General features: G+C 76.8%; 7 protein-coding genes and 1 pseudogene. 4 read left to right on the plus strand and 4 right to left on the minus strand.

Translation table 11 applies throughout. From position 1 onward, the window contains the following. Positions 1 to 324: 324 nt before the first annotated feature. The 4 genes and pseudogenes from ACSUPT_RS26405 (at position 325) to ACSUPT_RS26420 (ending at position 5,272) form a co-directional block, all read left to right on the plus strand. Positions 325 to 2,367: pseudogene (locus tag ACSUPT_RS26405) on the plus strand (glycoside hydrolase family 15 protein). Between the two features lie 200 nt (positions 2,368 to 2,567). Continuing rightward, positions 2,568 to 3,464, plus strand: a complete 897-nt coding sequence (locus tag ACSUPT_RS26410; RefSeq protein ID WP_436945796.1) for a glycosyltransferase family 2 protein — start codon at positions 2,568 to 2,570, stop codon at positions 3,462 to 3,464. 174 nt (positions 3,465 to 3,638) lie between these two features. Beyond that, a complete protein-coding gene (locus ACSUPT_RS26415; protein ID WP_351967875.1) occupies positions 3,639 to 3,884 on the plus strand; it encodes a DUF2180 family protein in 246 nt (81 codons plus the stop codon). Then, entirely contained in the window at positions 3,881 to 5,272 is a 1,392-nt protein-coding gene (locus ACSUPT_RS26420) for an erythromycin esterase family protein (RefSeq protein WP_436945798.1), read from the plus strand. Before ACSUPT_RS26415 ends, ACSUPT_RS26420 begins: the two co-directional genes overlap by 4 nt. Positions 5,273 to 5,473: 201 nt before the next feature. Here ACSUPT_RS26420 and ACSUPT_RS26425 read toward each other — a convergent pair whose 3' ends face one another. Genes ACSUPT_RS26425 through ACSUPT_RS26440 form a run of 4 tightly spaced genes read right to left on the minus strand, consistent with a single transcriptional unit; the run spans position 5,474 to position 14,631 of the window. Beyond that, on the minus strand, positions 5,474 to 10,690 hold the full coding sequence (locus ACSUPT_RS26425; protein ID WP_436945799.1) for a NaeI family type II restriction endonuclease: 5,217 nt from the start codon (positions 10,688 to 10,690) through the stop codon (positions 5,474 to 5,476). After that, positions 10,683 to 11,618 (minus strand): AAA family ATPase, encoded by a 936-nt coding sequence (locus ACSUPT_RS26430; RefSeq protein ID WP_351967872.1) that lies wholly within the window; start codon positions 11,616 to 11,618, stop codon positions 10,683 to 10,685. Before ACSUPT_RS26430 ends, ACSUPT_RS26425 begins: the two co-directional genes overlap by 8 nt. Next, entirely contained in the window at positions 11,615 to 13,666 is a 2,052-nt protein-coding gene (locus ACSUPT_RS26435; RefSeq protein ID WP_436945800.1) for a hypothetical protein, read from the minus strand. The genes ACSUPT_RS26430 and ACSUPT_RS26435 overlap by 4 nt, the downstream gene beginning before the upstream one ends. Further along, on the minus strand, positions 13,663 to 14,631 hold the full coding sequence (locus tag ACSUPT_RS26440) for an alpha/beta hydrolase (RefSeq protein ID WP_351967870.1): 969 nt from the start codon (positions 14,629 to 14,631) through the stop codon (positions 13,663 to 13,665). The genes ACSUPT_RS26435 and ACSUPT_RS26440 overlap by 4 nt, the downstream gene beginning before the upstream one ends. Between the last annotated feature and the right edge of the window lie 174 nt (positions 14,632 to 14,805).

A 14,805-nucleotide genomic window follows, 5' to 3' on the forward strand; every position in this document is an offset into this window, starting at 1 on the left:
GTGCGGGTGTGGTCTGCGGTCTCGCGCGGGTGTGGTCCGTGGTCTGCGGTCCGTCCGGGGGGCGTGGTGCTCGCGCAGGGGGCCGAGCACCTGTCGGTCGCCGCGGCGGCGCGAAAGGTTGCCGTCGCATCGGAAGCGGTGCGGGCGGTCGTCCGGTGGGCTGGGCGGGCCGGGTCCTGCGCCGATCGGGCGGCGCCGCCACACGGCCGGTGACCTCGGCGGCGGACGGGGTACGCGTGTCGGGCGGGCCGGCGCGCCGCCGTGTCGTCGTACGCGGCGGGCGGCTGCGGCGCCGGCGTGTCGTACGCGAGCGGAGGACGTGCCTTGCCCGGTCACCCCCGAGACGCCGAACCGAGCACCACCGGAACCCGTACGGGGACCCGCGCGGAGCCCGCGGGCCCGCAGCCGCGTACCGGACACCCCGGAGAGGGGCCGGCGCGCACCCCCATCGGCGACTACGGGCTGCTCTCCGACCGGCACAGCGCCGCCCTCGTCAGCCGTACGGGCGCGGTCGACTGGCTGTGCTTCCCGCGCTTCGACAGCGCCTCCGTCTTCGCGGCCCTGCTGGACGAGCGCGCGGGCAGCTGGACCATCCGCCCCCGCGGCCCCGCCCGGACCTCGCGGGCGTACCTCGGCGACAGCATGGTCCTGCGCACCACCTTCACCACCCCCACCGGCACGCTCACCCTCACCGACGCCCTCGCCACCGGTCCGGGCGACGACCCGCACCGCCTCGGCGCCCGGGCCCCGCACCTGCTGATCCGCGCCGTGACCTGCACCGCCGGGACGGTGGACGTCACGGTCACCTGCCGGCCCCGGCCCGAGTACGGGCTCGTCGTCCCGCTGCTCACGGTCTGCGACGGCGGCGTCCTCGCCCGGGGCGGCCCCGCCGTGCTCGCCCTGAACAGCCCCCTGCCGCTCGACGCCGACGGCGACGAGGCGACCGGGGAGGCCACCCTGCGGGCCGGCGACACCCTGCACTTCGCGCTGCACTGGGCGCCGCTCGGCGGGCCCGAGCCGCGCGTGTGGGACCAGGGCGAGCTGGCCGCCGAACTGGCACACACCCTCACCGCCTGGGAGGCGTGGTCCCGTACCCACCAGGGGTACACCGGCCCCTGGCAGGAGCGGGTGCACCACTCCGGACGCGTCCTCCAGGCCCTGTCGTACCAGCCGACGGGCGCCGTCGTCGCCGCGCCGACCACCTCGCTGCCCGAGGACCCCGGCGGCGAGCGGAACTGGGACTACCGCTACGCCTGGGTGCGCGACGCCGCGTTCACCATGGACGCCCTGTGGGTGGCGGCCTGCCCGGACGAGGCCGACGAGTTCTTCTCCTTCATGGCGGCCGCCGCTGCCACCGGCTGGTCGCGCGCGCACCTCCAGATCGTGTACGGCGTGGGCGGGGAGCACGATCTGACGGAACGCGAGCTGCCGCACCTGGCCGGCTGGGCGGCCAGCCGGCCGGTCCGGGTCGGCAACGGCGCCTGGCGGCAGCCGCAGCTCGACGTGTACGGCGAACTGCTCGACACGGCCGCCCGCTTCGAGGACCAGCTCCGCTCCCGGCCGCCGCTGTGCGCGTTCCTGGCCGGGCTGGCGGACGCGGCGGCGGAGGTGTGGCGGCAGCCCGACCACGGCATCTGGGAGATCCGCGGCGAGCCCCGCCACTTCCTGTACTCGAAGCTCATGTGCTGGGTCGCCCTCGACCGCGCGGTACGCCTGGCCGGCAGCCTGACCGGTGCCGGTGCCGGTGCCGGTGCCGGTGCCGGTGGAGGTGCCGGTGCCGGTGCCGGTGGAGGTGCTGGTGGCGGTGGGGGTGACGGTGACGTCGGCGGGGCGGATGGGCCGGTAGGGCGGTGGCGCGCCGCCCGCGAGGAGGTCCGCGACGCGATCCTCACCCGCGGTTGGAACCCGTCCGTCGGCGCGTACACCTAGTCCTTCGGCTCCGACGACCTCGACGCGTCGGCGCTGATGCTGCCGCTGACCGGCTTCCTGCCCGCCGACGATCCGCGGGTCCTCGCCACGGTGGACGCCGTCGACACCCACCTCACCGACGGCACCGGCCTCGTACGCCGCTACCGCACCGCGAGCCGCGTCGACGGGCTGGCGGGCGACGAGGGCAGCTTCCTGCTGTGCACGTTCTGGCTGGCCCAGGCGTACGCGCTCGCGGGACGCACCGACCGGGCCCGCGCCGTGTTCGAGCGCGCCGCCGGCCACGCCAACGACCTCGGCCTCCTCGCCGAGCAGGCCCACCCCCGAACGGGCGAGCCGCTCGGCAACTTCCCGCAGGCGTTCAGCCACATCGGCCTGGTCAACGCGGCGTGGGCCATCGCCCGGGCGGAGGCCGCCGCGACCGGGCCGCACCGGCCCTGAGCGCCCGCACCGGCCGCCCGGCACTCGGCGCCCGCACTGGCCGCCCGCGCTGGTCGTCCCGCACCGGCCTCCCCGCGTCGGTCCGGCGGTGCCGGTTTCACCCGGCCCGAGAGCGGTAGCCGGGAGGGAGCACCCCGGGGCCCCCGCAGCGGTCCCCGGGCCTGGGAGCCCCGGCCCGCCAGGGGAGAGGAGGCGTCCACGTGACCGATCCGCGCACCACCGTCGTGATCATCACCCACAACCGGCGCGACGAACTGCTCCGCACCCTCGACAACACCGTGCGGCTGCCCGAGCGGCCGCCGGTGATCGTCGTGGACAACGCCTCCTCGGACGGCACCGCCGACGCCGTGGCCCGCTGCCACCCGGAGGTCACCCTGCTCACGCCGGGCGCCAATCTGGGCGCCGTCGGCCGGAACCTCGCCGTACGCCGGGCCCGCACCCCGTACATCGCCTTCTGCGACGACGACTCCTGGTGGGAGCCCGGTTCGCTGGCCGGTGCCGCCGATGTACTGGACCGGCACGAGCGGCTGGCCGCCGTGACCGGGCGCATCCTGGTGGAGCCGGGTGGCCGGGAGGACCCGATCGTCGCGGAACTGCGCGATTCGCCGGTGCCCGGCCCCGACTGGCTGCCCGGCCCCGCGCTCGGGTCGTTCCTCGCGGCGGCCACCGTCATGCGCCGGGACGCCTTCCTCACGGCCGGCGGCTTCCACGAGCGGCTCTGGCTCGGCGGCGAGGAGGAACTGCTGGCCACGGACCTGGCGACGCTCGGCTGGTGGCTCGTGTACGTCGCCGACCTCACCGTCCACCACGCCCCGTCCAAGGCGCGCGACGCGACGAAGCGGCGTGTCGACGGGCTGCGCAACACCCTGTGGTTCTGCTGGCTGCGCCGCCCCGTCGGCCCCGCCCTGCGCAGGACGCTGCACCTGGCCCGCACCGTGCCCCGCGACCGCGCGTCGGTACGGGCGTTCGCGGCCGCGGCGGCCGGACTGCCGTGGGTGCTGCGGGAGCGTCGCGTCGTACCTCCGCCGGTGGAGGCGCGGCTGCGGACCCTGGCGAAGGCGCAGCGCGAGTCGACCGCGCGCCGGTACGTCGGATGACGTTCGGGCCGCAAGCCCGCCACGACCGGTGACGGCCCGGTCGGCGGTCCGGCACACGGGTGGCGCCCGGTCGCGTGGCCGCCGCAGCGGACGGCGCCGACGCCGATGGCGTCCGGCCCGGACGGCGGCCACCCCGGGCGACCGCCGCCCCCGGCAGCGAGAGCGAGGAAGACCGTGAACTGCTACGAGTGCGACCGCCCGAACCCGGCCGTCGCGGTGTGCCGGTTCTGCGGCGCCGGACTGTGCCGCGACCATGTGCGGGTACGGGGCGAGACGGTGCGCGAGCCGGTCGGCCCCGGCCCGTCGCAGCCGGTGCGCGGTCGGCGCATGCTGTGCGGGGTGTGCGCCGACGTACCCGACACGAACGCCGCGAGCCCCCTCGACGGAGGCGGGCTCCTCGACGCCGGCGGCGGGCCGTGACGAGTGCCGCACGGGCCGGCGCGCCCGGCGGTGACGCCGGGCGGGTGCGGGCCGACGCGCTGCCGCTGACCGGCCCCGGTTCGCTGGACCCGCTGATGGAGCGGATCGGTGACGCCCGCTACGTACTGATCGGTGAGGCGTCGCACGGGACGGCCGAGTTCTACCGGTGGCGGGCGGAGCTGACGCGGCGGCTCGTCGAGGAGCGCGGCGTGTCGTTCGTCGCCGTGGAGGGCGACTGGCCCGACTGCCTGGCCGTGCACCACGTGGTGACCGGAGCACCGGGCGCCCCGGAGGACCCGCGCGAGGTGCTGGCGGGCTTCCGCCGCTGGCCCGCGTGGATGTGGGCGAACACCGACGTCGCCGACTTCGTCGGCTGGCTGGGGGAGTACAACAGGCGGCTGCCCGCCGGACGGCGCGTCGGGTTCTACGGGCTCGACGTGTACAGCCTGTGGGAGTCCCTGCACGCGGTGCTCGGCCATCTGCGGCGGCACGACCCTGACCGGGTGGAGGCCGCGCTGGAGGCGTACCGGTGCTTCGAGCCGTACGCCGAGGACCCGCAGGAGTACGCGAGGGCGGCCCGGCTGGTGCCGTCCGGCTGCGAGCCGGAGGTGCTGTCGCTGCTCGTGGACCTGCGGCGCGGCCCCGATGTGGCGGACCGGGGCGGCGCGGTCGGGCGTGCGGACCGGGGCGGCGGCGTGGCGGTGGCGGGTCGGGGGCCCGGTGACCGGCTGGCCGAGCTGGCACTGCGGCAGAACGCCGAGGTGGTCGCCGGAGCGGAGGCGTACTACCGGGCCATGGTCCGGGGCGGCCCCGAGGCGTGGAACATCCGCGACCGCCACATGGCCGACACCCTGGACCGGCTCATGCGGCACCACGGCCCCGGAGCGCGGGCCGTGGTGTGGGAGCACAACACCCACATCGGGGACGCCCGCGCCACCGGCATGGCCGACGCCGGGATGGTCAACGTCGGCCAGCTCGTCCGTGAACGGCACCTCGCCGAGGGCGTCGTACTGATCGGCTTCGGCTCGTACGAGGGGACCGTCCTGGCCGCCGACTTCTGGGGTGCGGAACCGCGCGTGATGCGGGTCCCGCCCGCCCGGAGCGGCAGCCTGGAGCACCTGATGCACGAGGCGCTGCCCGGCCAGCCGGCGCTGTTCGTCCTCCCCGGCACGGAGAGCGGCGGCTGGACCGCCGCCGTACGGGACCACCGGGCGATCGGCGTCGTCTACCACGCGGCGCGGGAACGCTGGGGCAACTACGTGCCGACGCTGCCCGCCGACCGGTACGACGCCTTCCTGCACCTCGACCGCACCACCGCCCTGACCCCGCTGCGCACCACCGGACCGCCGGACACCCACGAGGAGGAGACCTGGCCCACCGGCATGTGACCACCTCCTCGCCCGCACTCCGGAGACCCCGGACATCCCGAGCGCGGCGGAACACGGCGGGGCGCCGGACACCCGGACGGCCCGGGCACGGTGGACGCCGCCGAGTACGGCGGGACGCCGGTCAACCGGACCGCCCGGGCACGGTGGGCGCGGCCGAGTACGGCGGGGCGCCGGTCACCCGGGCCTCCCGCGGGGCTCCGGTCACCTCGGTCGGCGGGGGTTCGGCAGGTCGCGGGGGAGCGGCTCCAGCGGATCGTCCGGCCCGGCCACGACCCACGCCACACCGCCCGCCAGGAGCGACGGCCCGGCATGGTGCGGGCGGCGCCGCGTCAACCGGACGCTCACATAGGCGTCCGCGTCCGGCACGGGCAGCCGCAGGGCCCCGGCCACCTCGCGGCCCCGCCGGTTGCCGCCCACCACCAGCACGCCCTCCTCGCGGAGCAGCGCAGCCGCCTCCCGGACCGTGCGGGCGTTGTCGCGGCGCCGCGACACGGGCCGCAGCGCCGCCTCGGTCACGGGCCGCTCCCGCACCCGCCGGAACAACTCCGCCGTGCGCTCAACGGCGGACGCGGGCGCCAGGATCGCGGCGCGGTCCCCGTCGCGCAGCCGCAGCAGCAGGTTCTCCCGCAGCGGCGCGGCGCGATGCAGCCACAGCACCGCCGTGCGGGCCTCCGGCGTCAGCGGCGACGGCGCGTCCGCGTGCACCGGCGCGACCGTCATGCCGGGGCGTATCCGCACCAGCCCCGCCGACCAGCGGGCGTGCTCCTCGTCCGCCCGTACGACCAGGCAGATGTCCCCGTGATCGGCCGGCGAGAATGCCCAGCCGGCGCCCTCCAGCGACAGCTTCAGCCGGTACCGCGCGGCCGCCGGGAAACCGGCGCGCAGCTCCCGCGCCAGCCGTCCGGCGAGCAGCTCCCTCTCCCGCTCGTCGAGCCGGGCCGGGTCGTAGCGGCCCGTCAGCTCGGGGTCGAGCACCGAGTCGATGGACTTCCGCAGAGCGGCGGCCATGAGCTGCCCGTCCGGGTCGCCGTCGCTGAACACGCGGGCCAGCATGAGCAGTTCGGCGTCGTACGCGGACAGGTCGGTGCGCGGGGTGAGTACGACGCAGACGGCCTGCCCGTCCTCGACGACCTCGTGGGCGGTGAAACGCCCCGCCACGAGACCGTCGGAGTCCCGGCCGCCCAGCCGCTCGAACGCCTCGGGCGAGAGGCAGAGCGTCGTGTGGAAGGGGAAGTTCCGCGAGTGGTCCCGGAGTCGGCGTGAACCCGCCATCGTCACCGTGAGCCCGATGTGCGGATCGGAGTCGTCGATCCCGCCCCGCCGCGTGGAAACGTCCCCGACATGGACGGCCAGGCGCGCGGCGGGCCTTCCGCCGGCCGCCTCCAGTTCGTCCGGCAGCCGCTGCGCCAGGCCGACGAGCAGGGTGTCGAGCGGTACTTCGGACGGCAGCACCATCACGCACCGGTCGTCCCCGGCCAGCATCCGGTGGCCGGCGCGCGGCATGCCGGGGACGTCCGCCAGCGAGGCGAGGGCGAGCGAGAGCGCCTGTCCGGTGACGGTGACGTCGCCGTCGGCCGCCAGGGCGAGGACGACGGCGGGACCGCCAGGCCCGGCACCGGCCGCCGCTTGCGCGATCGCGGCGAGCACCTGCCGGGCCTCCTCCCGGCCGGCTTCCCCCTCGGGCCCGGCGTCGAGGTGCGAGAGCGCCGCCTGTGCCGACGCCTCCGCGTCGGGCAGCCGCCCCAGCGCGATCAGCGTCCGCGCCATCCGGACGAGGACCAGGCCCTCCTCGTGGGGGTTCCCGCCCTCCGTCCGGTACTGGGAGATCAACGCCTCCTGCGCGGTGAGCAGCTCCCGGTGGCGTCCGGCCGCCGCCAGCGCCTCCTCCAGGGCGAGCAGGCCCCGCCGCATGAGGGCGTGGGGTACCGAGTCCCGATGGCTGCCGAGCGCCTCCAGAACCGTCCGCAGCACCTCGTCGGTCCAGCCGAGCCGGGTGAGGACCGACGCCAGGTCGAGGCCGCACGTCGCCACGCCGAAGCGGTCACCGTCCGTGCGGTACGCGTCGAGCGCCCGCCTCAGGAACGCCTCGGTCTCCTCCAGACGGCCGCGCTCCCACGCCAGTCGCCCGGCGAGCTGGTTCGCGGGCCCCCGCAGCGCCGGATCCTCGTCCCACGCGCCGCTCGGCAGGTCGCCCAGCGTCTGGGCCGCCTCGCCGACCGCCCCGGCGGCGTACTGCGCCAACGCCAGGGCGACCACGGCCCGGACCGCCGACTGCTCGGCTCCGGCCGGCGCCGCCTCGATCAGCGCCCTCGCGGCTTCCTCGAACCGCGAGCGGTACGGGGTCGACGCGCCCTGCACGTGCAGCAGCAGGAGCAGGTCGGCGAAGTGGTCCGGCGACCGCGCCGGCGTGGCCGCCTCGGCCGCCAGTGCCAGCGCGTTGGCCGGCCACACATGCGAGGGGCCGTCGTCGGTGACCTCGGTGGCCCGCACCCTCAGGTTCTCGGCCAGCGCGGAGCCGGGGCGCTCCTCCTCGTGGAGCGCGGCGGCAGCGGCGAGGTGGTGGCGTACGAGCCGCGTGACGGCGACGGCGGCCCGGGCGTCGTGCGGGTGCCCGGCGAGGACCTGGCGCCGCACGTCCTGCGGCATCCGGTACACCCCGGCACCTCGCCGGTCCAGCAGCCCGTGGCGCGCCAACCGGTCGAGCATCGTGAGCGCGGCCCGGCGGTTGCCGAGGAGGGCCCACGCCTCCGTGCGGGTCACCTCACCGGTGGGGAGGCGGGCCAGCAGGGCCAGCGCCTCTCGGTCGTCCGCCGGGAGGTGACGCAGCCGCAGGTCGAGAACGGCTCGTCCGAGCGCCGCCGGCTGGGCGACGGCAATCGTGCCGACCAGCCGGCTCAGCTCGGGCAAAGGCGGCGCGGAGCCCGAGGCGATCCAGGAGCCGACCAGGCGCAGCGTGCGCGGCCACCACACGCGGTCGGCCGTCAGCTCGCGCAGCGCCTCCCGGTCCCCGTCGCCGTCCAGGCCGGCCCAGGCCGCGACGACGCGCACGGCGTCGTCACCCGTCAGGGGAAGCAGCCGGTGCCCCCGCACGGCGCGTACGCCGGTGACCGTGGCCAGTACGGCACAGCCCGGCGCCACGGGCAGCAGGTCCCTCATCGGGCCGGGGTCGGCCACGTCGTCCAGTACGAGCAGCACACGCCGCCCGGCGACCGCCTCCGCCAGCCGCGCGGCCAGCTCGCGCGCGGTGTGCGGCCCCGGGCCGGGCGAGGCGCCCATCTCCGTCAGCAGCCGGTGCAGCGCGGCTTCCGGCGGTACGGGATGCGGACCGGAACCGCGCAGGTCCACGTAGTACCGCTCACCGGCGAAGCGGTGGGCCACGTGCAGCGCCAGGGCCGTGCGCCCCGTGCCGGGTGTGTCCTCGACGGCGGACACCCACACGACACCGGCGGTCGGCGCCGCGAGCTGTGCGACGAGGGAATCGACGACGTCCGCGTCGCCGATGAACACGTCGGGCGGCGGGGGGAACCCGCCCGAAGTCCCGGACCAGCCCTCCGTCTCCGCGCCGTGCGGGTCCTGGTTGTCCCTGCTCTCGTCCCGGCCGTCGCCCCGGTCCGGCTCCGCGGGCTCCCCGGCGGGCACGGACAGCCCCAGCAGCTCCAGTGTCTGCCGGGACGCGCGGGCGAACGCCTCCTGCTCGGCGGGCAGTTCGCGGGGGCCCGCCTCGTCGTACGCGACCGAGCGCAGCCCCGGTCGCCCGTCGCCGCGCGAGGCCACGTACCGGTCGAGCGCCTGGTGGACGCGCCACGCCTCATGCGCGGGCAGCCGCTCCCGCAGCACCGCCCTGACGTCCTCGGACAGGACCAGCTCCAGCGACCCGGCGTCGCCGTCGCCCTGACCCAGCTCGAACAGGCCGCTCGTCACGGCCTCCGCCACGTCGGCGGTCGTCGCGTCGGGCACCAGCTCCCGGCGGATCACATGCAGCAGCCGCAGACTGAGCCGGTCGAACGGCGCGCACAGCACCGCGAGCCGCACGGCACGCGGCGAGGCCGTACGGAGGAAGCCCCGAGCGGCCGTGCCGGGCGAGGCCGGCAGGGCGCGCGGCCTGGGCCGGCCGGGCAGCCGTCCGCCGGGCGGGACGAGCACGGCCGTACAGCCCTCCGGTGCGCCGCGCATCAACGCCCGCGACCAGCGGTCGAGCGAGTGCGGCGAAAGGGCCAGCACGGGGATCGGCAGCCACGCACCCGCGTCGGCGCCCCCGGCCCCGGCGACCGCCCCGCCAGCGCCCGCCCCGCCGGGAGCCGCACCGCCCGGGACCGCACCGGCAGGGGGCGCACCACCCAGGACCGCTCCCGCACGGGACGCACCGCCCAGGTGAGGAGACGTCCCGCCGGCAGACCCACCATCAGAAGACGTCCCGCCGACAGGTGTCCCGCCAGGGGGTGACTCGCCCGGCGCGGACAGGTCCAGCAGGGGTGGCGCGGCGTGGGGGAGGCGACTGCGGTGGGCCCCGGGCGCGGCGGGCGCGAACCGTACCGTCGGCAGGTTCAGCCCGCCGCGCCGCCACAGCTTCGTCGGGAGCGGGTTCAGCAGCGCGACGGGAGTGGTGGCCGCCCACTCGCGCAGCAGCAGCCACACGGGGGGCCGCCGCCAGGGCTCGGCCACGCAGTCCGACACGACGACCACCAGCCTGCGCCCGTCCGCCTGCCGCAGCTGCCCCGGCGCTTGCGGGCCGCCGGAGTCGTCGAACCGCAGGTCCCGCACCTGGAGCGTGCGGAAGGCCCCCAGCCGGTCCAGGACGCCGTTGAAGTCGTCGAGGGTCTCCTCCCACACGCGCATCTGAGGGGACTGGTCCACGACGAGCGTCAGATCGAACCACCGTTCCGGCGCGGGCGAGAACACCGGGATCAGTTCGCCGCTGCGGGCGTAGCCGTCCACCGTCGCGTCGATGTCCAGTCTGCCGCGCCGCCCTTCCGGCCAGGGGCGCTTCCACGGCCGCAGCGCCCGCGTCACCTCCAGCGCCCGGGGCAGGCCGGTGGCGCGCGGCGCGGCCACGGCGTGGCCCCGCACCCGCGTGGCGGCGCCCGGCAGCCGCTCGTGGAGGTGACGCGCCCCGGCGGGCCGCGCCTGCGAACCGCCTGTGCCCACCGGGTCCGGCGCCGGGAGTTCCCGCTTCCGCAGCGCCGTGGTCCCCTCCTGGGCCGGCGCGGTCGCTCCCGGCACCGCGGCCGGCTCCGGCGGGTCGGCCGGCGCCGGGACCGCCGCCCCCTGCCCGGCCATCGCTGCGGCCAGCCACAGCGCCTCCGCCAGCGCCGTGCCGTCCAGCGCGTCCGCCGGGCCGCCCCCGCTCCCCGCCGCCGGGTCCAGGTGCGGGACGGCCGTACGCAGCGCGGCCAGCACCCGGCCGAGGGCGTCAGACACGGGAGAGCTCCCGCAGCAGCAGGTCCACGACGGCCTGCCGGCGCTCCCCGTCCGGCGCGCCGTCCCCGGACAGGAGGTGCACGGCGTTGAGGAGTTGGTCCACGGCGAGGCTCTCCCCGGCGGCGAGCCGCTCCACGAACACGCCGACCAGCTCCCCGGCCGTCTCCGACTCCGCCGTGTCGGCGCCCAGATGCGCGGCGACGACCCTGAGCAGGCTCTCCGGGGTCGGCATGGGCATGGTGAAGCGGATGCAGCGGCGCAGGAACGCGGCCGGGAAGTCGCGCTCACCGTTGCTGGTCATCACGATGAACGGGAACTCCGTGCACCGCACCCGGCCGCGCGTCACCTCGTGGTGCGCGTCGCCGCCCCACTCCCGTACGGCGACGACGTCCCTGCCGTACCGGGCGAGCTCCGGGATCTCGAACTCGCCCCGCTCCAGCACGTCCAGCAGATCACTGGGCAGGTCCAGGTCGCTCTTGTCGATCTCGTCGACGAGCAGCGCCCGGGGCCGCGGTGACGGCAGCAGAGCCGTGCCGAGCGGCCCCATCCGCAGGAACGGCGCGATGTCGTCGCCGCCGCCCGGGCCCTCCAGCCGCTGCGCGTGGATCCGGCCGAGCGCGTCGTACCGGTACAGGGCGTCCGTCAGGCCGCTGCGGGACGTGATGTGCCAGCGCAGGACCGGGCCCAGCGCCAGCTCGGCCGCGACCTGCTCGATCACCGTGGACTTCCCCGACCCCGCCGGGCCGGTCAGCAGCAGCGGGCGGCGCAGCAGCAGCGCGGCGTTCACCGCCTCCACCAGGCCGGGCGGAGGGACGAACTGCTCGTGCAGGGACCTGCGGGGAAACACCCGCCAGGGCGGCGGCGGTGCCAGCTCCACCCGCTCGCGCGCGGCGACACCGGTTCCCGCGTAGAAGGGCTGCCAGGTCATGCGGGACTCTCCCCATCCGTCGTGAACTGTTCGAACCACCTGCAGAACTCCAGCCACTCCGCGTCGTCCCACACCGTGCGCAGCCGGGCGAGGTGGCCGCGCCCCGGCCCCCCGCTGTCCCCGCCGCTCCACCGGTCCCGGTACGCGCGGCAGAACTCGCCCGGCAGCAGATGCCAGTACGCGTCCAGGTAGCGGCGCGCCTCCGCGGGGACGCGATGCGTCTCGTCGTCCGGCCACAACACGATGGGCGAGGAGGCGAGCAGCGTCTCCAGCATGTCGCTCAGATGCGGCGGGCGGTGCTCCAGCGCGACCGCGCGGGTGCGCGGACCGGCGAGCAGCCGGTCCCTCAGCTCACGCACCTGCCGCGTCTCGGTCTCGCCGAGCCACTCCAGCCGGCCGCCGTCGGGGCACTCCTCCATGGCTTGCAGCGTCCGGCGCGCCCGGTCGTTGATCCACCACAGATGGTCGGGCGGCTGGATGCGGTCGCTCCACCGCAGGACCACGTCGTGCTCGGCGCCCAGGCGCATCCCGAAGTCCGTCTCCTCCGGCCGCCACCGCACCAGCAGCGGCGCGGGCGCCGCCACCTCCACACGGCGCAGCGGCACACCCGTCGCCGCGGCCAGCCGGGACGCCCACCGCAGCGCCGCGCCCACCTGCCGCTCGACACCCGTCCGGTCCGGGCTGCACGCGAACTCCTCGCGGTCCCGCACCTCCCCGCCGTCCAGCAGCCACGCCGCGAGCGATTCCGGCCACTCGTCGCCGACCGCCGCGTGAAGGCTCACCACCAAGCGCAGCCGCGTCTCCCGCGACCGGTCCGCGAGCCGCACGAACGCGTCGTTCAGATCGATCACCGCACCGAGCTCCGCCGCCCAGTCGCGCACCGCGGGAGTCCCCGGGGCCACCCCCGTCTCGTGCGCCAGCAGCGCCACGAAGTCCACCAGCGGCGCCCTCCGCGGCCGGCCCGCAACCGGGGCCCGCAGCAGCAGGTACTCCACCACGTCCCGCAGCAGGTCGGTGCCCGACGACGCCGGGGGCGACTCCACCGGACCGGGGCACGCCCCGCCGAACGCCCGCCGCAGGAGACCGGAGGTGAGCGGCGCCCCCGGCCACGCTTCCAGCAGCCGGACCGTCCGCGCCGCCGCGCCCAGCGCGTCCACCACGTCGAGCGCCCACTCCCGCGCAGGCGACGGCTCCGCGGCGGCCACCCCCTCCCGTACCGCGTCGAGGTCCTTGCCGGTCGTCACCCGGCAGTCCACCGGCGTGTCCACGGCCGCCACGGCGCGTGCCAGCTCCTCCGACCCCACCGGGCCCAGCCGCGCCCCCGGCGCCGCGTGCCGGGAGTTGCGCGCCAGCCACAGCGGGCCCGGCCCGAACCGCGCCCCGTCGAACTCGGCCCGCCAGATCGCCTGCCCCACGGTGCCGCCGTCCTCCCGCACGGCCTCCACGACGGCGTCCGCCGCCAGCACCTCGCCCCCCGCCGCGATCCCCTCCCGGAGCACCTTCACCAGGGTCCTGCTGAACCGCAGTCCGTACGCCTCCTCCGCCGCACCCGACCCCATCAGCAGCGACAGCCGCGTGTCGCCCTGCCGGATGCCGTTGGCGACCGACTTCAGATCGGGCACCGCGTTGCCCGCGTGGCAGGTGTCCACGATGGCGATGACCCCCGCCAGGCCCCGCGTGTCCAGCGCCTGCGCCAGCAGCGAACCCACGTCCACCGCCGTCAGGGGCTCCTCCGGCAGCGAGTCGCTCGCCATGAAGTACAGCCCCGTGCCGCCGGCCATGCCGTGGCCGATCAGCGCCAGGACCAGCACCGCGCCCGCGTCGCCCGCGCCCAGCGCCGCCGCCCGGACCGCCGCCTCCACCCGGGCCCGCGTCACCTGGTCGCCGCACAGCAGCGACGGCCCGCCCGGCGGGTCCTTCTCGCAGCCGCCCGCCCACGGCGCCGTCAGCGTGCCGTGCAGCGCCCGCGCCGCGTCCTCGAGCCCGTCCAGCAGGCCCAGGCCGGGGCACTGCGCCCCGATCACCAGGGCGTGCCGCGGGCCGGTCATGACGTGGCGGCGGCGGTCAGGGCCTCGACGAGCGGGCCCGCCACTGCGGCCTGCGCCAGGTACCGCGCCGCCGGGTGCACCCACGCGCCGTCCGAGTCGACCCGGCCGCTCACCGGCCGCACCGACGAGGCGTTCGCCCGTACGAACTCCTCGAGCCGGGGCCGGGCGGCCACGATGTCGTCCCTGTCCCAGAAGTTCAGCCACCGGCCGACGCAGGCGGGAGCGGACACCGGCTGCGGGCGCACCCGCGGCAGCACCGCCGTCCGCGTCCCGAGCGGCGACCCCAGAGTGATCAGCAGCGGCACCTCGCCGCGGTGGGCGTGCAGGGTCTCCAGGGCGACGACCGTGCCCAGCGAGTGCGCCACGACGACCGTCGGCCCGTCATCGTCGAGGCACTCCGCGACCCTCCCGCGGATCCGGGCGTCCAGCGTCACCCCGCCCTCGGGCTCGCCCCGGTTGAGGTACCGGGCGACCTGGCCGAGTACGCCGATCGTGGCCCGGCCGCTCAACCAGCCGCCCGCCGACCGCAGTCCGGGCAGCGCCAGCAGCGTCGTCAGCGCGTTCGCCGCGTGCCGGCCGGGCGCGCCGAGCCCCTGCGCCCCGCCGGGCGGCACCAGCTGGGCGCGGGCGTGGGCCAGCACGCGCGCCTCGTGCGGCGCCACATCGGGATCGGCCAGCCGCTCGTCCACCGCTTCGAGGAGCAGCCGCACGACCAGCTCCTCGTCGTCCCGCCCGCCCGGCGTCCCGACCGCGCCGCCGGCGCCCTGGGACTCCGACGTGCGGAACAGATCGCCGTAGTAGGCGAAGCGCGCGTCAGCGGCCCAGCCGCCCGTCAGTCCCGAAACGCTGCCGCCGTGTCCCGCCGCCCGCGCCCCGTGCGCCAGCGCGCGTAACCACTCCTGCAGTTCCGCCCCGGCATCGCGGGGACCGCCGATGCCGTGGACGAACACCAGACGAGGCCTCATCGCCACCCCCTTCGTCATCGTCCAGACCGGGAACGATCTTTTCGCGTACGGACGAAGCCGGGCAACCCCTGTGGAAAACGCCCTGTGGACAACCCTGTTGCTCCGTGTCGCTCCACGTGAGGGACCAGTATGACGCGGACCGGGCAGCCGCCCACCCGACGGCCGTCCACCCGG

The sequence above is a fragment of the Streptomyces sp. SudanB25_2051 genome, assembly GCF_964272635.1.
Classification (GTDB): Bacteria; Actinomycetota; Actinomycetes; order Streptomycetales; family Streptomycetaceae; genus Streptomyces.

What these genes read in the sequence shown, in the direction of transcription:
- ACSUPT_RS26430 (WP_351967872.1), bottom strand. Translation starts at nt 11,618, where the DNA reads ATGACCTGGCAGCCCTTCTACGCGGGAACCGGTGTCGCCGCGCGCGAG.
- ACSUPT_RS26435 (WP_436945800.1), bottom strand. Translation starts at nt 13,666, where the DNA reads ATGACCGGCCCGCGGCACGCCCTGGTGATCGGGGCGCAGTGCCCCGGC.
- ACSUPT_RS26440 (WP_351967870.1), bottom strand. Translation starts at nt 14,631, where the DNA reads ATGAGGCCTCGTCTGGTGTTCGTCCACGGCATCGGCGGTCCCCGCGAT.